The sequence below is a fragment of the Alkalibaculum bacchi genome (assembly GCF_937875145.1).
Taxonomy (GTDB): Bacteria; Bacillota; Clostridia; order Eubacteriales; family Alkalibacteraceae; genus Alkalibaculum; species Alkalibaculum bacchi_A.
Genome location: NZ_CALNCS010000021.1, coordinates 59747 through 84927, shown reverse-complemented (window position 1 = coordinate 84927; position 25181 = coordinate 59747). Strand labels below are relative to the sequence as shown.

General features: G+C 35.0%; 23 protein-coding genes. 9 read left to right on the top strand and 14 right to left on the bottom strand.

Features of this window, described 5'->3' with window-relative positions; all coding sequences use genetic code 11:
- Nucleotides 1-526 precede the first annotated feature (526 nt).
- Genes Q7P22_RS01710 through nuoE form a run of 3 tightly spaced genes read right to left on the bottom strand, consistent with a single transcriptional unit; the run spans nt 527 to nt 6397 of the window.
- Nucleotides 527-4102, bottom strand: coding sequence for a molybdopterin-dependent oxidoreductase (locus Q7P22_RS01710; protein ID WP_303859915.1), 3576 nt, complete (start codon nt 4100-4102; stop codon nt 527-529).
- A 20-nt stretch (nt 4103-4122) separates the two neighbouring features.
- Complete coding sequence (gene nuoF / locus Q7P22_RS01705) at nt 4123-5856, bottom strand: NADH-quinone oxidoreductase subunit NuoF (RefSeq protein ID WP_303859913.1); 1734 nt, start codon at nt 5854-5856, stop codon at nt 4123-4125.
- 4 nt (nt 5857-5860) lie between these two features.
- Complete coding sequence (gene nuoE, locus Q7P22_RS01700) at nt 5861-6397, bottom strand: NADH-quinone oxidoreductase subunit NuoE (RefSeq protein WP_303859911.1); 537 nt, start codon at nt 6395-6397, stop codon at nt 5861-5863.
- Nucleotides 6398-6771: 374 nt separating this feature from the next.
- Here nuoE and Q7P22_RS01695 point away from each other — a divergent pair, with 374 nt between their 5' ends.
- Nucleotides 6772-7665, top strand: a complete 894-nt coding sequence (locus tag Q7P22_RS01695) for a ComEC/Rec2 family competence protein (RefSeq protein WP_303859909.1) — start codon at nt 6772-6774, stop codon at nt 7663-7665.
- Between the two features lie 135 nt (nt 7666-7800).
- Here the strand turns inward: Q7P22_RS01695 and hcp are convergent, their stop codons facing one another.
- Nucleotides 7801-9366 (bottom strand): hydroxylamine reductase, encoded by a 1566-nt coding sequence (gene hcp, locus Q7P22_RS01690; protein WP_303859907.1) that lies wholly within the window; start codon nt 9364-9366, stop codon nt 7801-7803.
- 311 nt (nt 9367-9677) lie between these two features.
- Between hcp and Q7P22_RS01685 the strand changes: the two genes are divergently transcribed.
- Complete coding sequence (locus Q7P22_RS01685) at nt 9678-10373, top strand: Crp/Fnr family transcriptional regulator (RefSeq protein WP_303859905.1); 696 nt, start codon at nt 9678-9680, stop codon at nt 10371-10373.
- Between the two features lie 244 nt (nt 10374-10617).
- Here the strand turns inward: Q7P22_RS01685 and Q7P22_RS01680 are convergent, their stop codons facing one another.
- Nucleotides 10618-11112, bottom strand: coding sequence for a DUF1836 domain-containing protein (locus Q7P22_RS01680; RefSeq protein ID WP_303859903.1), 495 nt, complete (start codon nt 11110-11112; stop codon nt 10618-10620).
- A gap of 157 nt (nt 11113-11269) precedes the next feature.
- Between Q7P22_RS01680 and Q7P22_RS01675 the strand changes: the two genes are divergently transcribed.
- Nucleotides 11270-11911, top strand: coding sequence for a hemolysin III family protein (locus Q7P22_RS01675; RefSeq protein WP_303859901.1), 642 nt, complete (start codon nt 11270-11272; stop codon nt 11909-11911).
- Nucleotides 11912-12160: 249 nt separating this feature from the next.
- Here the strand turns inward: Q7P22_RS01675 and Q7P22_RS01670 are convergent, their stop codons facing one another.
- Genes Q7P22_RS01670 through folE form a run of 5 tightly spaced genes read right to left on the bottom strand, consistent with a single transcriptional unit; the run spans nt 12161 to nt 14972 of the window.
- Complete coding sequence (locus Q7P22_RS01670; RefSeq protein ID WP_303859899.1) at nt 12161-12658, bottom strand: HD domain-containing protein; 498 nt, start codon at nt 12656-12658, stop codon at nt 12161-12163.
- 40 nt (nt 12659-12698) lie between these two features.
- Nucleotides 12699-13178 (bottom strand): 2-amino-4-hydroxy-6-hydroxymethyldihydropteridine diphosphokinase, encoded by a 480-nt coding sequence (gene folK / locus Q7P22_RS01665; RefSeq protein WP_303859897.1) that lies wholly within the window; start codon nt 13176-13178, stop codon nt 12699-12701.
- Entirely contained in the window at nt 13171-13536 is a 366-nt protein-coding gene (gene folB / locus Q7P22_RS01660; RefSeq protein WP_303859895.1) for a dihydroneopterin aldolase, read from the bottom strand. Before folB ends, folK begins: the two co-directional genes overlap by 8 nt.
- Nucleotides 13529-14350: a dihydropteroate synthase gene (folP, locus tag Q7P22_RS01655; RefSeq protein ID WP_303859893.1), complete on the bottom strand. Its 822-nt coding sequence runs from the start codon at nt 14348-14350 to the stop codon at nt 13529-13531. The genes folB and folP overlap by 8 nt, the downstream gene beginning before the upstream one ends.
- Before the next feature lie 52 nt (nt 14351-14402).
- A complete protein-coding gene (gene folE, locus Q7P22_RS01650; RefSeq protein WP_369695474.1) occupies nt 14403-14972 on the bottom strand; it encodes a GTP cyclohydrolase I FolE in 570 nt (189 codons plus the stop codon).
- Nucleotides 14973-15310: 338 nt separating this feature from the next.
- Between folE and nadA the strand changes: the two genes are divergently transcribed.
- From nadA to Q7P22_RS01625, 5 genes are all read left to right on the top strand, one after another.
- Nucleotides 15311-16219, top strand: a complete 909-nt coding sequence (gene nadA / locus Q7P22_RS01645) for a quinolinate synthase NadA (RefSeq protein WP_303859889.1) — start codon at nt 15311-15313, stop codon at nt 16217-16219.
- Between the two features lie 4 nt (nt 16220-16223).
- The gene (locus Q7P22_RS01640) at nt 16224-17528 is read left to right on the top strand and encodes an L-aspartate oxidase (protein ID WP_303859941.1); all 1305 of its coding nucleotides are present in this window, start codon (nt 16224-16226) and stop codon (nt 17526-17528) included.
- Nucleotides 17503-18357, top strand: a complete 855-nt coding sequence (gene nadC, locus Q7P22_RS01635; RefSeq protein ID WP_303859888.1) for a carboxylating nicotinate-nucleotide diphosphorylase — start codon at nt 17503-17505, stop codon at nt 18355-18357. Before Q7P22_RS01640 ends, nadC begins: the two co-directional genes overlap by 26 nt.
- Nucleotides 18358-18712: 355 nt before the next feature.
- On the top strand, nt 18713-20299 hold the full coding sequence (locus Q7P22_RS01630; protein ID WP_303859886.1) for an ABC-F family ATP-binding cassette domain-containing protein: 1587 nt from the start codon (nt 18713-18715) through the stop codon (nt 20297-20299).
- A 235-nt stretch (nt 20300-20534) separates the two neighbouring features.
- On the top strand, nt 20535-21101 hold the full coding sequence (locus Q7P22_RS01625) for a DJ-1 family glyoxalase III (protein WP_303859884.1): 567 nt from the start codon (nt 20535-20537) through the stop codon (nt 21099-21101).
- Nucleotides 21102-21202: 101 nt separating this feature from the next.
- Here Q7P22_RS01625 and Q7P22_RS01620 read toward each other — a convergent pair whose 3' ends face one another.
- The 3 genes from Q7P22_RS01620 to tlp form a co-directional block, all read right to left on the bottom strand.
- Nucleotides 21203-21571 carry a hypothetical protein gene (locus Q7P22_RS01620; protein ID WP_303859882.1) on the bottom strand — a complete coding sequence of 123 codons (369 nt, stop codon included), beginning with the start codon at nt 21569-21571 and terminating at the stop codon, nt 21203-21205.
- Nucleotides 21565-22152, bottom strand: coding sequence for a UbiX family flavin prenyltransferase (locus Q7P22_RS01615; RefSeq protein ID WP_303859881.1), 588 nt, complete (start codon nt 22150-22152; stop codon nt 21565-21567). The genes Q7P22_RS01620 and Q7P22_RS01615 overlap by 7 nt, the downstream gene beginning before the upstream one ends.
- Before the next feature lie 202 nt (nt 22153-22354).
- Nucleotides 22355-22588 carry a small acid-soluble spore protein Tlp gene (tlp, locus tag Q7P22_RS01610; protein ID WP_303859879.1) on the bottom strand — a complete coding sequence of 78 codons (234 nt, stop codon included), beginning with the start codon at nt 22586-22588 and terminating at the stop codon, nt 22355-22357.
- A gap of 311 nt (nt 22589-22899) precedes the next feature.
- Here tlp and sfsA point away from each other — a divergent pair, with 311 nt between their 5' ends.
- Nucleotides 22900-23595: a DNA/RNA nuclease SfsA gene (sfsA, locus tag Q7P22_RS01605; RefSeq protein WP_303859877.1), complete on the top strand. Its 696-nt coding sequence runs from the start codon at nt 22900-22902 to the stop codon at nt 23593-23595.
- A 93-nt stretch (nt 23596-23688) separates the two neighbouring features.
- Here the strand turns inward: sfsA and Q7P22_RS01600 are convergent, their stop codons facing one another.
- The gene (locus Q7P22_RS01600; protein ID WP_303859875.1) at nt 23689-25098 is read right to left on the bottom strand and encodes a polysaccharide deacetylase family protein; all 1410 of its coding nucleotides are present in this window, start codon (nt 25096-25098) and stop codon (nt 23689-23691) included.
- Nucleotides 25099-25181: the final 83 nt, after the last annotated feature.

Genomic DNA, 25181 nt, shown 5'->3' with positions numbered 1-25181 from the left:
TATATATATTCCACAAAAACAGAACCTTAATCATATAAAACTAAAAAACATACCCCAAGTCTACTGTGCCATAGGAACCGTTTAAGAAAAACGGGCTGAATACGGAAAAACGACGGTACTCTTTACCGTTTTCAGTACAATAGTTGTGATCTGCTCTGTCACACTAAATTCCTGTGTCAACGCAAGGGTGAAAACCATTATAAGCCTCACAAATAATATCACAAACTTTTTCACCATATTACCTCCATTCAACAATTATAGAATAGATAAAAGTGCTGTCAAAGTCATTTTCACAAAGAATGGTTGTACAAAAAGCCCCCATCCTTTCGGTTCAGAGGCAGGTTAACTATTGTATTTTTAGGGTTTTCGCTATACTGCTATACATTCATCTGATTTTTGAGTAGGTGCTGACATAAACGATAATCGGCAGACAGTGAATATCCACTGCCTGCCGATACATACCGCCCAACTTCACCACGATTTAGAAAGTGTCCCTATGGCACCGTGGAGAAGGCACGATTTTTTATTAAATTATTCCATTATCTTTTAATATTTCTTTAAACATCTTTCCATGAGCATCAGTGCTTTCTACCTTGTCAAGAAGTTTTCCGTCTTCTACAACTTGTAGCTGTGCTTTTCCACATGCAAAGTTATATCCCTTTGTATAAAGAACATGGCCTTCTCCAATTGGCCAGAAGCTCGTTCCATCTGCACAGGCAGTAAATCCATAGTACTCTGGAACATTTCTTGTTAACTCTTCTGTAATATCATCTACGTTGCTGTAGTTGATTTCAATTCCTAATGCTGCTGCTAGATCACATAAATCAACCCAGTTTTCTTCACCAGTTAAAGATGGAATCGCAACTTTTAATGTTTGAATTCTTCTTTCTGCATTAGTGAATGTACCTTTTGATTCTGCATAACTTGCAGATGGAAGTACTACATCTGCTTTTTTAGCAGTTTCAGTCAAGTACATATCTTGAACCATTAAGAATTCTAAATTGCTTACGTCTACATTTGGTATATCTTCGCCAAATATCATCATACCTTTGATGATTCCGCCTTTAATTCCTTCTTCTATGATTGTGTGATCTGCGTTAATTCCAATATCCGCTAAACCTTGGCTATTGTTCTTTGGTTTTAATTGGATGATACCTGCTCTCGCTTTGCCAATATGCCCTGCCAATACTGCAATATTAGCAATCATTTTAGCACTATCCGCTGTTAAAGCATTTTGATCAAATACGATAATAGCTTTTTTCGCTTTTGTATAGATATCAACAAATTCTTTTGCATCTTTACCTACTGTTACAGTATTTAAGCTAGCTTTTAACTCATCAATACCAGCTGTATTTACAGGTGCACTACCTCTTTCAAGAAGCTCTTTAGCTACTTGTTTTAAGAAATCTATATTGTTTTCTACACAAATTTTATTTTTTGCCCACTCATCCGCATGAGATACAAAAGGATTAACTACTAATAATTGAGCACCTTTTGCTACAGCCTCTTTAATCTTAACACCTAGGATTGGATGGTCTTCCATAATGTCTGATCCTAATAGTACAATAGTCTCTGTAGAGTATAGCTCATCAAATGTGTTTGTTGATGCATCATATCCTAATACATCTTTGATTCCACCATATACTCGGTTGAAGGAAGTAATATTTTTTGTACCTAATCCTTCTTCTGCTATTTTCTTAACCATGTAAATTTCTTCATTGGTACTTCGATCAGATACAGATACTGCTACAGATTCTGAGCCGTACATCATTGACAAACTTTGCATTTTCTTAGCAGCAAATCGAATTGCTTCTTCCCATTCTACTTCTACTAAATTACCTTCTTTTCGAACCATTGGGCTAAGAATTCTCTTGTCTTTTTGAACTGTATCAAAACCAAAGCGACCTTTAGCACATAATAGTCCATTGTCTACTTTGCTTTCTTTGTCCGGAATCGCTCTGTAGATCATTTCGCCTCTTGTCTCAAGATTGATATTACAACCTACGCTACAATGTGCACATATTGTTGAAGTTGTATTTGTTTCAACTGGAACAGATTTTTCAAGTTGAAGTCTTTCTTGTAATGCTCCTGTTGGACATACGCTTACGCATTGACCACAAGAAATACAGTTTGTGTCTTTTAACGGTAAACCAAAAGCTGGTTTTACGACTGTATCAAAACCTCTATCGATTAAGCCAAGAGCTTCGTTGTCCATAACTTCTGAACATACTCTTACACATAATCCACATAAAATACACTTATCGCTGTTTCGAACGATGAATGGATGATTGTCATCTTCTTCTCTGTGATGTACTTCTCCTGCAATTCGAGCTGGCTCTACGTCGTACTCATTTGCATAGTGGAATAACTTACATTCAAATACATCGTGGCATCCACATTCTAAACATCTCTTAGCATCTGCTATGGCTTCCTCTTCTGTGTAACCAAAGTTAACCTCTTCAAAATTGCCTTTTCGATCTTCGCCACTTACATGTTTGATTTTTGATCTAGGCATTTTAGGACGATCAGCAAAATCTTCTTCTGTTATTTCATCGTCTCTAATTACATAATATGGTTTTACATAAGGTACCATTTCACCTGCTAGATATTTGTCTATAACATTAGCCGCTTTTTTTGCATCTCCAATAGCTTGAATTGCAATACCTGCACCTGCGTTCGTTACATCTCCACCTGCAAACACTCCTGGAATGCTTGTTTGGAAAGAGTTTTCATCTGCAGCAATGGTTCCTCTAGAAGTAGTTTCTATTGCTTCTAAGCCGGCTAAATTAGATCCTTGACCTATAGCTGCAATAACTAAATCTACATCTAATACTTCTTCCGCTCCTTCTATTGGAACAGGTCTTCTTCTACCACTTTGATCTGGCTCTCCAAGTTCCATCTTTTGAAGTCGAACTTGTTTTGCTTTGCCATTTTCCGAAATGATTTCTATAGGGCTTACGAGGAACTTAAATGTTACGCCTTCTTCTTCACCTTCTATGATTTCAATTTCTTCAGCAGGCATTTCTTCTTTCGTTCTTCTATATAGTACGTAAACTTCCTTTGCGCCAAGTCTAATAGCTGTTCTACAAGCATCCATAGCAGTGTTTCCGCCACCTACTACAGCTACTTTTTCACCTACTACTAGGTCTTCATTTAACATTGCTTTTCTTAAGAAGTCGATACCGCCAATTACGCCTTCAGTATCTTCTCCTTTACATCTCATAGCAGAACTAGTCCATGCTCCAACGCCTACAAACACTGCATCGTTGTTTTCTTTTATGTAATCAAATGTAATATCTTTTCCTATTTTCACATTATTGATGAGTTTTACTCCCATTTTTTCAATAACAGCAACTTCTTCATCTATAATGTCTTTTGGTAATCTGTATTGAGGAATACCGTATCTAAGCATTCCACCCATTTCAGGCATTTGATCATAAATTGTTACATCATGTCCCTTTTGAGTTAAGTAGTAAGCTGCTGTTAACCCTGCAGGACCACCGCCTATAACACCTACTTTTTTGCCTGTTTCAGGCTCTAACTCAGGAATGAACATTTCCTCATTAAACATATCTTGATCGGCTACAAATCTCTTTAAGTGTGCAATTGAAATAGGATCTTCAACCAATTGTCTTCTACATGCATCTTCACAAGGATGTGGACATACTCGACCAATACTACCTGGTAAAGGCAATTGTTCTTTTATTAATTTTAACGCTTCAATGTGCTCACCGTTAGCAATTAAACCAACATAGCCCTGACAATCTGTCTGTCCTGGACATGCTCGAACACATGGTGCTTTACAGTCTCCTACGTGGTCAGATAATAATAGGTCTAAAGCTGTTTTTCTTGATAGCCTAATTTTATCTGAATTTGTGTTGACTACCATTCCATCGCTTGCTAAAGTTGCACAAGATCTTAATAGTTTTGGAATTCCTTCTACTTCAACTACACAAAGACCGCAAGAGCCGTATATTTTTACTCTTTCATCATAGCAAAGTGTTGGTATTTCGATATTGTTTTCTTGTGCAATTTGTAAAATCGTTTGACCACCTATGCCAGTTACTTCTTTTCCATTTATATTTAAACGTATCAAAGACATTATTTTAGCTCCCTCCTGTACTAATCGACTGTAATTGCGTCAAACTTACATGCTTGATAACATTTTCCGCACTTAATACAGATTTCTTGATTGATTTCGTGTTTTTCTTTCTTTTCACCTGTAATAGCTTCTACTGGACAATTTCTCTTACAAAGGCCACAACCAATACATGCATCTATTATTTCATAAGTTAAAAGATTTGAACATTGTTTAGCAGGACATTTATGATCGCGAATATGAGCTTCATATTCATCTCTAAAATATCGAATTGTACTTAATACTGGATTTGGAGCTGTTTGACCAAGACCACATAAAGAACCTGCTTTAATTTGCGTAGCTAATTCTTCTAATAGTTCGATATCGCCTTCTTTTCCATTTCCTTCTGTAATTCGAGTTAAAATTTCTAACATTCTCGTAGTACCGATTCTACAGTGAATACACTTTCCACAAGATTCTTTTTGAGTAAAGTCTAGGAAGAATCTAGCCATATCTACCATACAAGTAGTTTCATCCATAACAACCATACCACCTGAGCCCATAATGGCTCCTGTAGCTGCTAGAGATTTATAATCTACTTTCGTATCAATTATGCTTGTAGGGATACAACCACCTGATGGTCCACCCATTTGTACCGCTTTGAATTGTTTGTCGTTTAGTATTCCACCACCAAGTTCATAGATGATTTCTTTAATTGACATTCCCATAGGAACCTCAACAAGCCCACCATTTTTAATCTTACCTGTTAAAGCAAATACTTTTGTTCCCTTGCTATCTTCTGTTCCCATAGCAGCGTATTTATCTGCGCCATTGCTCATAATCCATGGAATATTAGCAAAAGTCTCTACATTGTTAATATTTGTTGGAAGATTCCAGTATCCCTTTTGAGCAGGGAATGGAGGTTTTAATCTAGGCATACCTCTTTCGCCTTCAAGAGATGCAATTAATGCAGTTTCTTCTCCACATACGAAAGCTCCCGCACCTGCTTTGATTCTTAGGTCAAAAGAGAAATTGCTGTCAAAGATGTTCTTTCCTAGGATGCCCTTTTCTCTAGCTTGATCTATTGCATTTTGTAAACGGACAATTGCAAGAGGATATTCAGCTCGTACGTATACAACGCCTTCTTCTGCACCTATAGCATATGCACCAATCATCATACCTTCGATTAAGTTATGAGGATCTCCTTCTAGTACACTTCTGTCCATGAATGCACCTGGATCTCCTTCGTCTGCATTACATACCATGTACTTAGGTGTTGCCTTTGATTGTAGGGCAGCATTCCATTTAAACCAAGTAGGGAAACCTGCTCCTCCTCTACCCCTTAAACCGGATCCTTTTATTTCTTCAATAACATTTTCTGGTGTCATCTCTGTAATGCACTTTTTTATGGCCTCGTAGCCATTATTTTCTATGTATTCTTCGATTTTTTCTGGATTGATTACTCCACATTTTGCAGTTGCAACTTTTACGATTTTAGATCTTCTAGCTACTTCTTCTTCTGAAATAATTAGATCTGAGTCTTGGAGATTGTTTATAATGTCATCGATTCGTTCAGGGGTAACTTGTACATATGTTTTTTTGTTTCCTTCATCATCATAAACATCTACGATTGGCTCTAAGTAACACATACCATTACAACCTGCTATATCTAGATCCATTTGAAGATTATCTTCTTTGATTCTCTTTTCTAATGCTTTATATACTTTACCAGCGCCTGCAGCAATACCACAGCTACCATATCCTACAATGATTTTCATAAACTTATGCCTCCTTTTCTTCCAAATGATCCATTTTCAACTTTTGTATAATTTCTTTTGTCTTTTTAGGAGTCAATTTACCGTAAGTCTCTTCATTAATCATCATAACAGGAGATAAACTACAGCAACCTAGACAGGCTACATTGTTTAAAGTGAACATATTATCTTCTGTTGTTTCTCCATCATGAATACCTAACTCCTCAATTATTGCCTCTTCAATTCCATTTGCTCCATTTACATGGCATGCTGTACCCTTACATAACATGATGAGATACTCACCTACAGGTTCTAACCTGAATTGCGTATAGAAAGTTGCCACACCATAAACCTTAGCTGGCTTTTCACCTATTTCCGTAGCCACATAGTTTAAAACTGATTCTGGTAAATAACCATAAATGTCTTGAGCTTTCTGAAGAATTGTAATTAAGCTGCCCTTTATACTTCCGTACTTTGCTAGAGTAGCATCCAAAGCTGATAAATCGACGTTCTCATCTTTGAACTGAACTTTTAAAACACTTTTGTTGCCTCCACAACATTCCATCTGCAAAACTCCTTATCTATGTATTATGATAAATAATGCCTTTGTTAATTTAGTCACATATTTATTATAGCATTTTCATAAACCAAATTCACTAAAAGTAATTGTGAATTCGTTTACATTATTTGCAAAAAAAAATTGTTCACGCATAAAATTATTAAGCTGTGTACGCATTACTATTTATATCACAATTGATATGTAAATGTAAATATTAATTTGTAAATTAACAATTACCTATAATGACGTCTAAATCGTATATCCATGAACACTTTTATCATTAAATATTTAATTATATAAAGATGTAGAATTCTTCATAATTTCTCTTAATCCTCATAAAATAATAAAATATTCGCTTTAATTTAAAAGGATAGATTCTTATGACTACACTTTTTCGTAAAAAATATATCATAATGTGTTTATTGCTCCTCTTTATAGCCTTTACAAATTATTATGGGCATATCGTATTAGCAAAAAATGAAAAATCTAATTTAACCGTTCATTTTTTGGATATTGGGCAAGCTGACTCTATTCTCATACAAACTCCCAATGGACAGACAGCACTTATTGATAGTGGAAATGAATCTGATAGCATGTACATACAAGGCTATTTACTTAACTTAGGCATCAAAAAAATTGATGTGCTTATACAAACCCATCCTCATGAAGATCATATTGGCAGTATGGACGATATCGTTTATAGCTTTGAAATAGGTAGAGTATACGCATTAGATACAGACTACGACAGTAGAGCAAATACAAATTTCAAGGAAGCCCTAAAGCAAAAAGGTTATACAATCTCTTGTCCAAAAATTGGAGACTCTTTTAAATTAGGAGATGCTTGTTTTCAATTCATCTCGCCAAAAAAAAGCAAATATAAAAAGCTAAATCACTGCTCTCTCGTGACAAAAATGAAATATAACGTGACATCCTTTCTATTTATGGGAGATGCAGAAGAAATAGCTGTAGACGAAATAATTGATTCTGACGACGATCTTCAAGCAGATGTCATTAAAATTGGTCATCATGGAAGCTTTGGTTCTACTCCAGTAGGTTTGATTCAAAAAGTCCAACCTGAATATGCAGTCATTACTGCGCGAAAAAATTCAAAACTCCTTCCTCATATAAGGACTAATTTTAACTTAAAAATCTTTGGCGTAAAAACCCTCCTTACAGCAGGAAGCGGAACTATAGTAGTAACTAGCAATGGACAAAAAATCCATATGACAAGAAACCCTTATAAGAATACGGATAGTGAATCATTGATTAAGTGATAAATGGAACGATTGTTGTACATGTAATTGTTCAACCGTTAAACAATTGTTTAACGGTTAAGCCATCAACGTCATGTTCTTTTGCTGGCCATCTAAAAAAATAGGCTTACAGCAAGCTGTAAGCCTATTTTTTTATTATGCTAATATTTTCTTTAAATCTTCTTCTGGCGTACTAATTGGAGTTAATCCGAATTTTTCTACTAATACATTTAATACTGTAGAAGAGAAGAATGCTGGGATAGATGGTCCAATGTATATATTTTTGATGCCTAATGCTAATAATGTTAATAAGATACATACTGCCTTTTGTTCATACCATGACAATACTAATGTAAGTGGTAGGTCATTTACTCCGCATTCAAAAGCTTCTGCTAATGCTACAGCTACTTGAATTGCAGAATAAGCATCATTACATTGACCCATATCCATAATTCTCGGAAGTCCACCAATTTCACCTGCGTCTATATCATTAAATCTAAATTTACCACATGCTAATGTAAGTACAATGGAGTCGTCTGGTGTTTGTTTTACGAAATCTGTATAATAATTTCTTCCTGGTTTTGCGCCATCACAGCCACCTACTAAGAAGAAATGTTTGATTGCTCCAGCTTTTACTGCACCGACTACTGTTTCTGCTGCACCTAATACTGTGTTTCTTGCGAAGCCAGTCATTAGTTTATCTCCACCATTGATGCCAGTAAACTTAGTATCTTCTTTAAACCCGCCTAATTCAATGGCTTTAGCAATAAGTGGTGAGAAGTCTTTTTGACCATCTACTCTATCTTCAATGTGTTTTAAACCTGGGTATGCTACTACAGATGTAGTAAAGATATGATCTGCATAGTTATCCTTTGGAGGCATTAAACAATTTGTAGTGAAAAGAATTGCCCCTGGTAGGTTTTCAAATTCTTTTTTCTGATTTTGCCATGCTGTTCCATAATTCCCTTTTAAGTGAGAATATTTTTTAAGTTCTGGATAAGCATGTGCTGGAAGCATTTCGCTATGAGTATAGATATTTACGCCTTTTCCTTCTGTTTGCTCTAATAATTCTTTTAAATCTAATAAATCATGACCTGTTACAACAATGAAAGGTCCTTTCTCAACATTTGTAGTAACTTGTGTTGGCTCTGGATGACCATATGTAGATGTATTCGCTTCATCAAGAATAGCCATACATTTTAAGTTCATTTGACCAAATTCCATAAGTAAGTCTAACCATTCTTCAACACTGTGTTCTTCTCCTAATGCTACTAATCCTTTGTAGAACCAAGCATTTACTTCTGGATCTTCTTTTCCAAGAGCGTATGCATGGTGTGCGTATGCAGCCATACCTCTCATACCTAATAATAATGTAGATCTTAAAGAAACGATGTCTTCATTTCCGGTCCATAGCTCTTCCCAATTAAAATCTTCTGCATTTCCGTATTTTAATTTTTCTGCTTTTACTTTTTGAACCCACTTTTCAACATCTGCTTCATCAAAGTCTACATTCGTTACTTGCACAAATAATGTGTCCATTATTAATTTATCTGTAGTTTTGCTTGTTTCTAATCCTTTTACAGACCTTGCCAAACCTATTAACGCTGCTACTAATTCATCTTGCTTATTTGATACTTCTGGAGTCTTACCACATACTCCCTTTTCAGTACAGCCAGTTCCCTTTGCCGTTTGTTCACATTGAAAACAAAACATCTTTGACATATAAATCCTCCTTCGAATATATAAAAAATTTCTTAAAACTATCATCTTTAGGTGGCAAGATACGCCTTCAGTGTGTTTCTTGCTATACAGATAGATTGTATGTGCATAGATACCCAACCTTGATGAATTCAAAACATTTAATTTGATTTTGCTGTAATCATTATAATGTCTTTAGTCTGAAACTTGAGTTGTCAAGTTTCACCTTTTTATTGAATAATTCTTATGATTGCCCTTGCGTTTCTGTGATTATTATAATATACTTAAGTAAATAAAATCGGTAACTAATGTTACCAAATAATGAGGTCTTTAAAATGTATGACAAATGGTCTAAAATATTATCCCATACAGTATTATTTAAAAATATTGATATTGATGCTATCAACTCATTGCTCCAATGCTTAAAGCCACCTATACATCAATTTCGAAAGAATGAATACATTACCATTGATGGAGACCCCTTTACTGGTATTGGTATCATACTTTTAGGAGAAGCTACGGTAGTCAAAGAGAATGTTGCAGGGAATCGAGTTATGGTTAATCTATTGAAGCAGGGTGATATTTTCGGAGAGATGATCGCTTTTTCAAACAGAAACACTTGGCCTGTATCCGTAAATGCTAGCACAGACACGACTGTCATCTTTTTGCCCCCTGATAAAATTACAGGTAGCTGTAGTACTATATGTTTTAGCCATCAAGAGTTGATTTTAAATATGTTAAACTTAGTCTCTAATAGAGGGCTTTTACTAAATAAAAGATTAGAGTATTTGTCTTTAAGAAGTGTAAGAGAGAAAATCGCTACTTACTTTCTGGAACAATACGATAAATTAGAAAAACCAAAATTTAAGCTTTCTATGAATCGAAATGAATTAGCTGAATTCCTAAATGTAACGAGACCATCCCTATCACGAGAATTAGGAAAAATGCGAGACGAAGGATTAATTAACTTTGAGAGATCTTCTATTTCACTGGTAGATGTGGATTCATTAAAGGAGATTATTTTACAGTAGTTGATCACTTTGACAGGAAAATTTTCAACTGAACGCTGAAAGAAATATAAAATGTAGGATCAATTTCAGGCTCCATTGGAGCCTTTTGAGTTGTCATCGAGAGACGGGGCGTAATGAAGGAATGTACTATATACTTGAAGGCTTCTACTGATGGCTGGTGGCTGTATACCTTTAACAAGTGTTTGAGCATGGTCTAACTATCGTTAGTAAATGTATACAAACATATATATATCTTATCAAATTCTTACTCTTTGCCCCTCATTTCCCTAAGTACTCTCTCAGCTACTCTCTTATTTAGATCTGCTGTAATTATTATTTTTAAAAGCTCTTTTATTTTATCGTTGCCTTCTAGCTCACTTAATTGTTTTTCCTTACTAATAAAATCATCTAACATATTGTCGTGAATCTGTACAAAATCTTCATATAATAGCCCTATTCCCTTTTGATCCTCTTTAATAACCCTTTGAAAAAACACCTCTAGATCTGCAAAGTTCATTATATTTTTCATATGGTAGATCATAATCAACTGCATGAGCTGTTCTTTACCGTACTTCTTTTTTACTGGTTTTTCTATAAGTCTAGATTTGACATAATTATTGATCATCGTCTTTGTCATGACCTTCTCGTCATCATGCAATTTATAACTATCCATTTGACTTTCTAATATAGTTAAAACTTGATCCATGTACAAATCGATGTCAGGTAATTGTATTTCTTGGAGCTTCTCAAACTCTTGCAAAGGATACCCCTCCTGAATAAAATGCAAATTCTCAATCTAAAAGGAATTATATAATATTTATATAGCAATTACAAAGATAACCTTGACATATACTAAATAAAATTTTATTATTATCATATGATATAGTATTGATTACTATGTGAAAGGTGTTGTTTATATGAAATGTAGAGAACCAATAAACTCTATTACCCATTTAATAGGAGTAGTTTTGTCCTTCCTTGCTTTAGCTTTGTTGTTAATGTCTACAATAAATCATTTTTCTTATGAAAATCTTATCAGCTCCATTGTCTTTTCACTTGGGCTAATTGGCTTATATACTGCTTCGACGGTCTATCATTGGAAAATCGCCTCTATAGAGAAATTAGAGTTTCTAAGAAAAATAGATCACATAATGATTTATGTATTAATTGCATCCACCTATACGCCTATCTGCTTGATTACATTAAAAGGCTTCTTAGGATACCTTTTACTAGGTCTCATTTGGCTTCTCGCCCTTATAGGCATTGTACTCAAGATTTTTTGGATGAATGCACCTAGATGGCTTTCTACTGGATTTTATTTATTATTAGGTTGGATATCTATATTTTTTATTTATCCTATATCAAAGGCTCTACCTGCCTTCGCAATTGCGCTACTAGTATTAGGAGGAGTCATGTATTCTGTTGGAGCCATCATATACGGCAAAAAATCCGAAAAATGCAAAATAGGCGAATTCGGATTTCATGAGATTTTTCATGTCTTTATTCTGTTAGGTAGTTTTTTTCATTTTGTGATGATTTTCAAGTATATAATTGTCTGATTATTCGTTGATTCATGGGTCGGTTGGATGGGAAAACTTTATAAGTGAAAGGCTCAAAGTGAAACTTTGTAAATTGACATATTAGTATATTGGAGAAAGCAGCTAGGTAGGAAAGGTGATACTTGCCTTCTGGTAAAAAAGTAGGGAACGACGCCTTCGTCGTTCCCTATTAAGCCACCAATAGTACTTTATTGCTTTTAATAATTGTTATCGACTATTGTTCCACTGCTGTTAACCACGTACTCTTATTTAGTATACTACAACAGGTACTTCACCTTTATTGAACTTCTTACACGTACCTATAGACTCACAGGAAGTACAAGGCCTTGATAATTTGTCTGCCTGGTATAGGTACCGACTTAAAGTCGTAGGGTGGTTTTCTTTGATTCTGTGGTGGCCTATTGCTTGGCAAATCACTACGGTCTCTTCATAAGTGAATCCACAGTCTTTAAGGATTTCATAGGCTAGCTCTTTACTGGCTAGTGCATGGTCTATACCCTTTTCGTATTCTACCCATCTGCCAATATCGTGTAATAGAGCTGTAACATATATTTTTTCTTTATCTATGCCACTTTCTTCTTCTAAATTTAAAATGTACGCAATTCGGGCTACATCCATAAAATGAACTATATGGTGTTTGCAATAAATTCTCGTCTTTTCTAAGCCTTCAATTCTTTTTAGATATTCCTTGTATTTTTTATTTCGCAAGATTTTATTAACTCTATCCCCCTTGTCCTCGCCTTTCATGAAAGCACCTACGGCGCCTTAGTTCCTTTTACTTTAGATATTATTTTTCAAGCTTACGGATTTCTTCTCCATCTAAGCTTTTGATTATTCCATCTATGGATTTTCCTTCTATGACTAAATCAGGGGCGATTTCATAAAGAGGAATCATGACAAAAGCTCTTTCTGTCATTCTTGGATGAGGTATGGTCAAAGATTCTTCAGCACTTGTGTAATTTTCATATAAGAGTACATCCACGTCGATGGTTCTAGGACCCCAACGAATGATTCTCTTTCTCTTCAGTACTTCTTCAATCTGTTGGCAAAATACCAAGAGCTCTTCTGGTTCAAAATTCGTTTCAATCTGGACAACGATGTTTAAAAACCAATCTTGTTCTACATAGCCTACAGGTTCTGTCTCATAATAAGAAGATACTTTTATCACCGTAATATTCTTTGAAGACTTCAAAAGATCAACTGCAATATCTAGATTCTTTCTCGTATCACCCATATTACTCCCTAAACCTAAATACGCTTTAACCATTTTTCTTTCTCCTCAATTCCACACCAAAGTAATCGTAAATCCCTTCAACAGGCGCTTCTGGCTTCTTTACTCTTATCATTACTTCATGAATAATAGGATAAGCATCTAATATTTGATTGCAGAGGGTCTCCGCCACGGCTTCAATTAAATCCATCTTTTTTTCCTTAAAGTTTTTTTGAATCATCTCATATACTTCAGCATAGCTGACGGTATAATGTAAATCATCGCTTTCACCGGCTTTTTTTAAATCAAGATAAAGCTCTGCATCTACAAAAAATTTTTGACCCAGTTTCTTTTCTTCCTCTAAGACGCCATGATAACCATAAAAGTACATATTCTCCATAATAATTTTATCCATCTATTTTCCCCTTTAATATGGCATCTGTCACTTTAGCCGCTCTATAATTTTCTTTTACATCATGAACTCGTAAAATATTCATTCCTTGCATAATACCTATTACAGATGTAGCTAGAGTACCCTCTACTCTCTCCTTTGGCGGTAGATTAAGGATTTTTCCAATGGTAGATTTTCTAGAAGTGCCTAACAATATAGGAAGACCTATTACCTTAAGTTCAGATAATCTTCTCATAACTTGGAGATTTTGTTCTGGAGTCTTCCCAAAGCCTATACCAGGATCTAATATGATATTTTCTCGCCCTACTCCATGAGAAGTAGCAATCTCTATGGATTTGTTTAAGAATCTTTTGATTTCTCCTATTATGTCACCATCATACTCTGTAGTATTTTGATTGTGCATAACGATAACTGGCGCATTGTATTTCGCTACAACGGTTGCCATTTCAGGATCTCTTTGTAATCCCCAGATATCGTTAATAATATCTACTCCATTCTTGAGCGCTGCCTCTGCTACAGCAGGTTTATATGTATCAATTGACACAGGAACGTCAAACCTCTCTTTTAAAGCTCGAATGTATGGGATTGTTCTTTGAATTTCTTCTTCGTCACTAATCATGGTATAACCAGGCCTAGTAGATTCTCCTCCTACATCAATAATATCTGCACCTTGCCTGATCATCTCTTCTGCATGGTTTATAGCACTGTTTATATTGTTCCAGCTATCACCATCTGAAAAGGAATCCGGAGTCACATTTAAAATGCCCATAATATAAGTCTTTTTATCAAAATCAAACATTTCTTTTACTGTCTTCATCCATTGCCCCCATCATTTGTGATAATTTTAATTCTAAAACCCTTGCTGTCAACTAGTTTCTCCAATTAATAAAGGACATGACTTCTGCTCGCGCCTTAGCATCTGTAGCAAATCCTCCTCTTACGGCAGACGTTATGGTTTTAGAACCTGGCTTTTTAACTCCTCGCATAGTCATACACATGTGCTCTGCTTCAATAACAACGATTACGCCATAAGGTTTCAATTTTTCCATAATAATATCTGCTACAGAAGAGGTTAATCTCTCTTGTAATTGAGGTCTCTTTGAGAGGGTTTCTACCACTCTAGCTAATTTGCTAAGACCTGTTAATTTTCCGTCTTTAGGAAGATATCCTACATGCGCTTTCCCAAAAAAAGGTACTAAATGATGTTCACACATAGAATAAAATGGAATATCCTTGATGAGAACTAGTTCCTCGTGATTTTCACCTGGAAAAATTTTTTCTAGATGTGCTCCTGGATCTTGTTCTAGGCCCGAAAAAATTTCTTCATACATTTTCGCAATTCTCTTTGGCGTTTCTATTAACCCTTCTCTATCTGGGTCTTCTCCAATCGCCTCTAATATTTGTCTAACCGCATCTTCAATTTTTTTCTTATCCATTATGTAACCTCCCTATTCTATAATCGCTTATTGATCCGCATAATGTCCGATCAACAAGCAGCTGTTTGATTAAATAACTAAATTTTATATATTTTTACAGTTCCATACTATATATTATAACGTAATCGATTGGTACATAAAAGTGAAACTTTTTATCATATTTATCGTAATGGGTAAACCTGCCACTAGCTACATTAAATTCCCTTTCCTAAATTATTACATCCTATTCAAGGAATTATGATATTAATTTTATTTTTGAACTATGTTATAATCTTTAATTAAGTTATAATCTTTAATTAAATGAGTATGAATGAAAAAAATACAACAGAAAGTGATGAGCGATGAAAAAATTAATTGAAGAAATCCAAAGATTAAAAAAGGAAAAAAATGCAATCATTTTAGCCCATTATTATCAAAGACCTGAGGTTCAAGATATTGCAGATGTCATCGGCGATTCTTACTATTTAAGTCAAATTGCTCGAGACTGCGAACAACAGCTAATCGTCTTTTGTGGAGTAAAGTTTATGGCTGAAAGCGCTAAAATCTTATCCCCAGAAAAAACTGTTTTATTACCTGCCTTAGATGCTGGATGCCCTATGGCGGATATGGCTGATGAAGAAGGTGTTTTAGAATGGACCAAAAATCATCCTGATGCAACTGTAGTGGCTTATATCAACTCATCTACAGAAGTAAAGGCTCTTGTAGATGTTTGTGTTACTTCTTCAAGTGCAGAAAAAATTATCAATAGTATTGAAAGCGATGAAATTCTATTCCTACCAGACAAAAACTTAGGCAGCTACTTAGCCGAGCAATTTCCTAGCAAAAGGTTTGTTTTATGGGATGGTTTCTGTATTACACATCACAAAGTCAGACCAGAAAGCATTGTTGAAATCAAAAAAAGGATTCCAGAAATCAAAGTCCTCGCCCATCCTGAATGCGACAAAGAAGTACGAGACTTGGCAGATTATATAGGTAGTACTAGTGGAATACTTAATTTTGCAACAGACTATGATTTCAAAGATTATCTCGTTGTAACAGAAGAAGGTATCCTTCATCAGATGAAAAAGAAAAATCCAGACAAAAATTTTTACGTACCTGGTGCGACTATGACATGTGTAAATATGAAAAAAACCACTCTACAAGATGTCTATGAAAGCCTTGCATTTAACAAACACGAGATTACTGTAGAGGAAGGTTTGAGAGTTAAAGCATTGCGTTCCCTTGAGAAAATGCATGAACTCTCTAAATAAAAAAATGGAACTAAATGTAGACATACTCATTGTAGGCTCTGGAGTGGCTGGCTTATATTGTGCATTAAACTTAGATAAAGAATTAAATGTCTTACTAGTTTCTAAAGGTGAACTAAGTGAAAACAATACCTATTTAGCTCAAGGTGGTATCGCTACTGCTAGAAATGTAGAAGATATCCCCCTACATATTGAAGATACGCTAAAAGCAGGCCAATATGAAAATGACCGAGAAGCAGTAGCGTGCCTTGTAGGAGAATCTATAGATAATATTAATAAACTGATAGAATTACAAGTTCCTTTTGACTCTAATAAGGATGGATTATCCTATACAAAAGAAGGAGCCCATTGTAATAATCGCATTGTGCACGTAAAAGATAAAACAGGGCAGTATCTATGGGAGTCCCTGATGAATCACGTAAAGAAACTAGATAACGTAAAACTAATGGAACACACCTGTTTGGTTGATCTCATTGTTAAGGGCAATACTTGTTATGGAGGTATTCTCAGAAAAGAGGAAGATCAAATTAATGTTTATGCAAAATCTGTCGTATTGGCCACAGGTGGCATTGGTGGGATTTTTAAAGACTCTACAAATCAACGGACTTTAACAGGTGATTCGCTAGCTTTAGCTTTTAAACACCACATTGAAGTAATGAATTTAGAATATATACAATTTCATCCCACAGGGCTTTACGATAATAATTACTATGGCAGGCGTTTCCTTATTTCAGAAGCTGTAAGAGGTGAAGGTGGAAAACTTCTAAATCAAAAAGGAGAGCGTTTTGTAGATGAGCTACTCCCTAGGGATGTAGTGACAAAAGTTATACGAGAAGAGATTTTAAAATCAAATATTCCTTATGTTTTTCTCGACATTTCCTTTTTACCAAGAGACTTTATTATAGGTCGCTTCCCAATGATCTATGAAAAATGTGTTCAAATTGGTATCGATATCACAAAGGACCCTATGCTTGTTATCCCCTCACAGCATTATCATATGGGTGGAATCAAAGTAGATACAGACTCTAAAACCTCCATGAAGCAGCTTTATGCAGTAGGAGAAACGAGCTGTACAGGTATCCACGGCAAAAACAGATTGGCTAGCAACTCTCTGCTTGAAGGTTTAGTCTTTTCAAAAAGATGTGCTCAAACCATTAATCAAAACTACAAAGATATAGAGATCGTAAAGATCCCTATATCTTTAGACAACATTGATATTTGTTACTTCCAATATGAAAACAAACAATTACTTAAAAAAGAAATACAAAGGAGGTCTCCTGATTTACATGACGAACTATTTGATAATCGATAAAATCATCAAAAACACTCTCAAAGAAGATGTCACAAGTGAGGATATTACTACTAATAGCATTGTGCCGGAAGATGCAGTAGCTACTGTAGACTTAATTGCCAAGGAAAAGGGCATTATGGCAGGGCTATTCACTTTTAAAAGAGTATTTGAGATACTAGGTAATGTAGAGGTAGATTTTTTTAAAACAGATGGCCAACAGGTAATTCCAGGAGATAAAATCGCACTTATTCGAGGAAATGCAAGAAGTATACTAACAGGAGAAAGAACCGCTTTAAATTTACTTCAAAGATTAAGTGGTATAGCTACTTTAACTAGTCTATATGCAGAAAAACTTCAGGGAACAAAGGCCAAAGTTGTAGATACAAGAAAAACTACTCCTGGACTTAGGGTCTTAGAAAAATACGCTGTAAGAGTAGGCGGCGGAGCAAATCACCGTTTTAATTTATCTGATGGTATTTTAATTAAAGACAATCACATCGGCGCAGCTGGAAGTATAACAAATGCAGTAAATTCAGCAAGACAAAATACGTCTTTCGTCAATAAAATAGAAGTTGAAGTAGAAGATTTTGACATGTTAGACGAAGCGCTGGCTGTTGGTGCAGATATTATCATGCTGGACAATATGAACCCTGAGATGATGAAAGAAGCAGTCAAAAAAATTGACGGCAGAGCTATTACAGAAGCTTCTGGCAATGTCAGCTTAGATACCATTGAAGAAATAGGCAAAACTGGAGTTGATTATATATCCGTTGGAAAGTTAACCCACTCCGTAAGCGCATTAGATATAAGTATGAAAAACATGAAACTTAAAGCACCGAAGGCGCTTTAGTCCCTAGTCCTTGGTCACTAGTTACTAGCATTAGAGTATTCCTTTAGGGTACTTTTAATATCTGTAGTCAAAAACGAGAAGGTAGCGTTCTCTACATTAGCTCACCTAAAGGCGAAGTGTATGACTTTACAAGTTACACTTTTAATTTTAAGCTTTCTAAAAAGACTCTAAAAAAGAATTTAGAGTCTTTTTATGTATTTAAGAACGTTTTACTTTGAATTTAACTACTTCCTTATATGCAATGAACTCTTTGGCGCATGTGACTTGACCCTAGCACTTTTATTTTTCATCTATTTACATAAATAAATCAGTTGTGATATAATAGTCCGGATTATGTATAATAAGGATGATATAAATGATAACAGCTACAAATATTAGTTTACGATATGGAGACCAAAAGCTTTTTGAGGATGTAAACTTAAAATTTACACAAGGAAATTGTTACGGAGTAATCGGCGCTAATGGCGCTGGAAAGAGTACTTTCCTAAAGATTTTATCCGGACAGATTGAACCTAATACTGGGGACATTAGCATTGCTAAAGATGTACGACTTTCAGTATTAAAACAAGATCATTATCAATATGATGATAAAGTCGTTTTAGAAACAGTAATACTAGGTAATCCTCGACTTTATGAAATTATGAAGGAAAAGGACGAAATCTACGCAAAAGCTGATTTCACCGATGAAGATGGAATTCGAGCAGCAGAATTAGAAGGAGAGTTCGCAGACCTTAATGGCTGGGAAGCTGAATCAGAATCTGCTACTTTGCTTCAAGGCTTAGGCATTCCAGGTGATTTACATGACAAAACCATGGCCCAATTACAAGGTTCTGAAAAAGTAAAAGTACTTTTAGCTCAAGCTTTATTTGGACATCCTGGAGTTTTAATCCTAGATGAGCCTACTAACAATTTAGACTTACAATCTGTCAAATGGTTAGAGGAGTTTTTAATCAATTTTGAAGGAACCGTCATCGTCGTATCCCACGACCGATATTTCTTAAATAAAGTTTGTACACATATTTGCGATGTAGACTTTGGAAAAATCAAGATGTTCATGGGTAATTACGACTTCTGGTATGAATCCAGCCAACTTGCCCTTCAAATGGCTCGAGACCAAAATAAGAAAAAAGAAGATAAAGTCAAACAACTTCAAGATTTTATCGCTCGATTTAGCGCCAATGCTTCAAAATCAAAGCAAGCTACATCTCGTAAGAAGATCTTAGAAAAAATCACTTTAGATGATATTCAACCATCTTCAAGGAAATACCCTTATGTAGCATTTAAGCCAGAAAGAGAAGTAGGCAACGATATCTTAACAGTTGATAATATCAGCAAGACAATTGATGGAGTAAAAGTCCTTGACAATGTAAGTTTTGGTGTCATTAAAGGCGATAAAATTGCCTTAGTTTCGCCGAATGAGGTCGCTAATACCACATTAATAAAAATACTTACAGGTGAAATGGAACCTGATAGCGGGTCTTATAAATGGGGCGTAACCATATCGAGGTCTTACTTTCCAAAGGATAATTCTGAGTACTTTAATGATGTCGTTTTAAACCTTGTGGATTGGATGCGTCAATTTTCAAAAGATCAAACAGAAAGCTATGTTCGAGGTTTTCTAGGAAGAATGCTCTTCTCAGGTGATGAAGCCCAAAAGAAAGTCAATGTTCTATCTGGAGGAGAAAAAGTTCGATGTATGTTATCGAGAATGATGCTTAATGAAGCTAATTTCTTGCTACTAGATCAGCCTACAAACCATTTAGATTTAGAATCTATCACAGCATTAAATAATGGACTAGTGGATTATAAGAGCAATATTATATTTACATCCCATGACCATCAATTTGTACAAACTATAGCAAACCGAATGATCGACATCGGACCACATGGTGTAATAGATAAACGCATGTCGTATGATGAGTATTTGGAGTTAAATTCGTAGAATTTTCTATTTTAAAAAACCTAGTTGTTTTATGCTAGGTTTTTTATTAGTTGGACGAGAAAAGTAGAATACTAACCTTCTACCATCTTATAGTTATTATATACATACATATATAGATCTATATATGTATGTATGCGTATACGTTTTAGACTATTTTTTCAACCCTAGCCTTACTGTTTAAAACAGATGATTTTGTGATATACTTATACGTAATATGAAAGGACAGGAGGCACTTATGAAAAAAATATTGGTTTTTTTAGCAGATGGATTTGAAGAAATCGAGGCTCTCACTTTAGTCGATGTGTTACGCCGTGCAAATGTGCAAGTAGATACTTGTTCACTAGAAGAGAAATTGGTTCGAGGAACCCACGACATTTACGTTCAAGCCGACGTCTTGTTAGACGAAGATTTAGATGAGTACGATGGAATATACCTGCCTGGCGGAATGCCTGGGGCTAAGAATCTTCAAGAAAATAGTAAAGTACAGGAAATGATTAAAGAATATTTTAGCAAAGGTAAATTAGTATCTGCAATTTGTGCTGCTCCTATTGCATTAAATAGTACTGGAATATTAAAAGACAAAAAAGGTACTTCTTACCCAGGATTTGAAGATCAATTAGAATACCAAGAGTATGTAGAAGCACCTGTAGTAGTTTGCGACAATCTTATCACTTCACGAGGACCTGCCACTGCACTTCTTGTAGCCTTTGAAATACTAAATTACTTAGGCTACAAAAATGAAACAGAAACGATAAAAGAAGATATGTTATTTCATTTGATCGTGCAAAATCAAAAGCAATAAAGTGTAAGATAGAAAGTGTATACTTGACCCTTTAGCCAGGTATACACTTTCTTTTTCTAAAAGAAAATTCAAGCTATCTAAACAGAATCGTTTATGATTATTTAGGAAAGTTTGCTAAGTAGAATTTGTGCAAGCTTCTCTGTAAGAGCCTTTACCTTCTTAATTTCTTCCATCGTAATACGCTCAATATGGATGCCGCAGGTTGCTACTACATTCTTATTAAGAGATAAAGAAAGCTTATGGGATACATACTTTGCCACCTCATCATCTTTATGACCTATAAAGTTTATGACAGATGTAGTGGCGCTTATTATATTAGGGTCTAAAAGACTTGGCCTAGGAACACTTGCTGTTACGCACCCTATATGAGGCGTATCCCCTCCTGATATGATTACACACAGATCCTCACCAATAGAGATGGCCTTTGCCTCTATATGTATTCGCCCATCTTTAACAGAACATTCTACCATACATCTTCTCCCCATCGCTTAAATCCATCTAGTTCAATGTGAAATTTTTCTAAAACCTTGCCGATAATATGTGTATTCATATCATCTACACTATAAGGGTCATTGTAATATGTAATCATTGGTGGAATTAGAATGGCTCCGGCTTGTGACAAAGTCAGCATATTTCTTAGATGTATAGAACTTAAAGGCGTTTCTCTAGGAACTACCACAAGAGTTCGTCCCTCTTTTAAGGTAACATCCGCTGCCCTCAGCAGTAAATTATCCGAATAACCCGTTGCAATTCCTGCTACAGTTTTCATGCTACAAGGGATAATAATCATTCCTTCTGTGCGAAAAGTGCCTGAAGCAATTTTGCCACCAATATTTTTTATATCGTAAAAACAATCTGCCAAATCCGCTACATCGGACACTTTGTACTTTGTCTCTTGGCAAATTGTCTCCTCCGCTCCCTTAGAAATGACAAGGTGGCTCTCGTAATCCGGTCTTTCTTTTAAAATCTTTAAGAGATTAATCCCAAGTATAGCACCACTAGCACCACTCATACCCACAACAATTCTCTTCTTTTTTATTGTGCTTTCCATCATTATCACGCCTTTTATATTAAATAGAACAGCCTTATTATACCATATTTATGCCTCAGATTGCCTTAGCTGCTTCGTAGCTTATACATGAAATAGGGAAATTTTCAAGTGTAAGTATTAGGGAAAACGGAATGCTTTAAGGTAGTAATCAAAAACAACCTCGCAAAAGCGAGGTTTATAATTTTCATCTTAAACTTTGCGGTTATTTGTATCCGTTTTTCTTATCTGTTGCTTCATCTCTGATTTCTTCTCTCATCCCCTTAAGAGCGTCTTTTCTTCTCTCATTTTTTTCTTTAAGAGTTTCTTTCATATTTTGATCATCTGTAACATCAATCATCTCGTTAGCACGTTCGATATTTTGAAGAGTTTTCCCAATATTATACTCAATTTTATCTACATTATCTCTTCTATCATCTGGTTTTGGCTTATTTTTCATAATTTTATCTCCTCCTACTTTATTACTCTTAGTATGTTTCAAAATTTTTAGATTATGACTTGTAAAGATTTGAAATAAATTGGCGAAAAGCAGAAAAATTCAATCCATAAAATAGATGTTTTTTTATTTTGGGATGTATATTTAATAAAGATCACTAGCTTATGCATGTACTAAAAATAATTCTAAATTACTTATTACGTAAAGACATACCCGTTCAACTCACTTTCAATAAATAACAACATTCAATAAAAGACGAAACCAATTATATATGATATACTGACTATTCTAGAAACAGTATTGGAGTGAATTCTTTGAAATATAAAAACATCGTAGAGGGAGAATTTATTTCTCGACCTAATCGCTTTATTGCTCACATAAAAATTGATAAAAAAATTGAAATTTGTCACGTAAGAAATACAGGTCGTTGTAAGGAACTTCTTACAAAAGGGGCCACGGTTTATTTAGAGCACAGCGACAATCCTAATCGAAAGACCGCTTACTCCCTTATTAGCGTAAAAAAAGGCCATCGCCTAATCAATATAGACTCACAAGCACCAAATAAAGTGTTACATGAAGGACTTTTAAATAAAACTATTCTACTGCCAAATTTTGAAGAAATTGCTGAAATTAGACCTGAGAGAGTATATCAAAAATCTCGCTTTGATTTTTATATTGAAAACAAAAACAAAAAAGCATTTATTGAAGTAAAAGGGGTTACCTTAGAAGAAGATGGCGTAGTAAAATTTCCAGATGCTCCTACAGCGCGAGGATTAAAACATGTATATGAATTAGTACAGGCTTTAGAAGATGGCTATATGGCATACATTGTATTTGTCATCCAAATGAACAATGTGAAATACTTTACCTCTAATAATCGTACTCAAAAGGAATTTGGCGAGGCTTTACAATACGCTCAAAATAAGGGAGTCCAGGTTTTAGCTTACGAATCTGATGTTGAGCGGGACTCTTTGAAGCTAAATGGAGTGGCCGTTAAGGTGGTCAGGTAGCTAAACTTTCCTATTAAATAAAAAAACGCTAAAGTCAATATACAGACTTTGGCGTTTTTAATATATGTACTTTTCGCAATGATGTATGATACCTTATTCTATATTTAATTCGGATACAGTGATGCATTCGTAATCTTCTGCCTCTAAATACTGTAATACTAAATCAACTGCTTCCACTGTAGCGCTGTGAATGTCATGCATGAGAACGATGGAACCATCTTCTACATTATTTTTAACTTCATTTAGCACTTTCCTTGCATTGCGGGTCTTCCAATCTTTTGTATCAACCGTCCACAATACAAGCGGTAAACTAGTGGCATTATATACTTGATTATTTATCCCACCATAAGGAGGTCGAAATACAGTAGGTTCTTTTTCTGTTGCCTCCCGTATTGCATCACTAGTCATTTGAATTTCTTTATCGATTTCCTCTTCATTAAGTGCCTTTAAATTTTTATGATTCCATGTATGATTGCCCAATTCATGACCTCTTTTAGAAATCTCTTTCGCTATACCTGGGTAGAAGTCAACCCTATTTCCTAGCATAAAAAAGGTAGCCTTTGCATTGTGTTTATCTAATAATTCAAGGATTTTCAATGTATTGATCTCGTGTGGTCCATCATCAAAAGTAAGGGCGACCTGACGTTTACCTGGCGATTCACTTCCTTTTAGATCCTCTTCCGCAGTAGGGGGCGTATTTGGTTCGTCCATTTTGCTGTCTACTTCGATAAGATTTAATCTTTTTTGCCATTCATCTGTCAATAATTCTTTTAGCTTCTCTAAAGGTATAGAAATCTCTGGAGAGCCTGCTGCTCCTGCAGTAACTACATACTTATCAAATTTAAATACAATAGAATGATCCCTAATAAACATATGTGAAAATCTGTTATTTTCATCTTCAATCCATTTTTTTAATTCTTCTTTAAAGAAAAATGGCTTGTATTCTTTGGATTCTTCAAACTCATTTAGTAATAAAGTGTAAAGCTTATTTCGATTTTGCTCATTATCTACTAGGATCTCTGTTTGTTGTATCGTAGCATTTTCATTAACATCTACGATAAAGACTTTTGAGCTTTGAGCACCATTTGCCCCCATAACGTAGCTTTCTACATGAAAGACTATAGAATAAACATCCTGGGTCACTGGATGGATATCAAATAAAATATACAATGAAGCTGGAAGTTCATTTAAGTACTTTTTCTTCTGGGCTACTTCATCAAAAAAAATTTTTTTCGATGAAGATACATACTTACACATCTGTTCGTTTAAAGATTCATCTTTAAACGTTGGATAGTGAATTGCTATATAATACATTCTTTCATCGTGAATTTCAGTAACTATGTCTACTCCCGGATATGCAGTCTGCGCTATCACCCTGCTATCTGGTATTGCTTCATTTGTAGAGATAACGGGATCACTGCCAAAGATAAAAACAGACAAGACAATAATTCCTAGTATACCAACGGCAACTAGGCTATGAAGTTTTGTTTTTTTGTGCCTCATCACAATACTCCTAAAATTTATTTTTCTAATACTAGAATATACCTAAATCTACACATATACAAAGGTATAATTATCTTTTTACA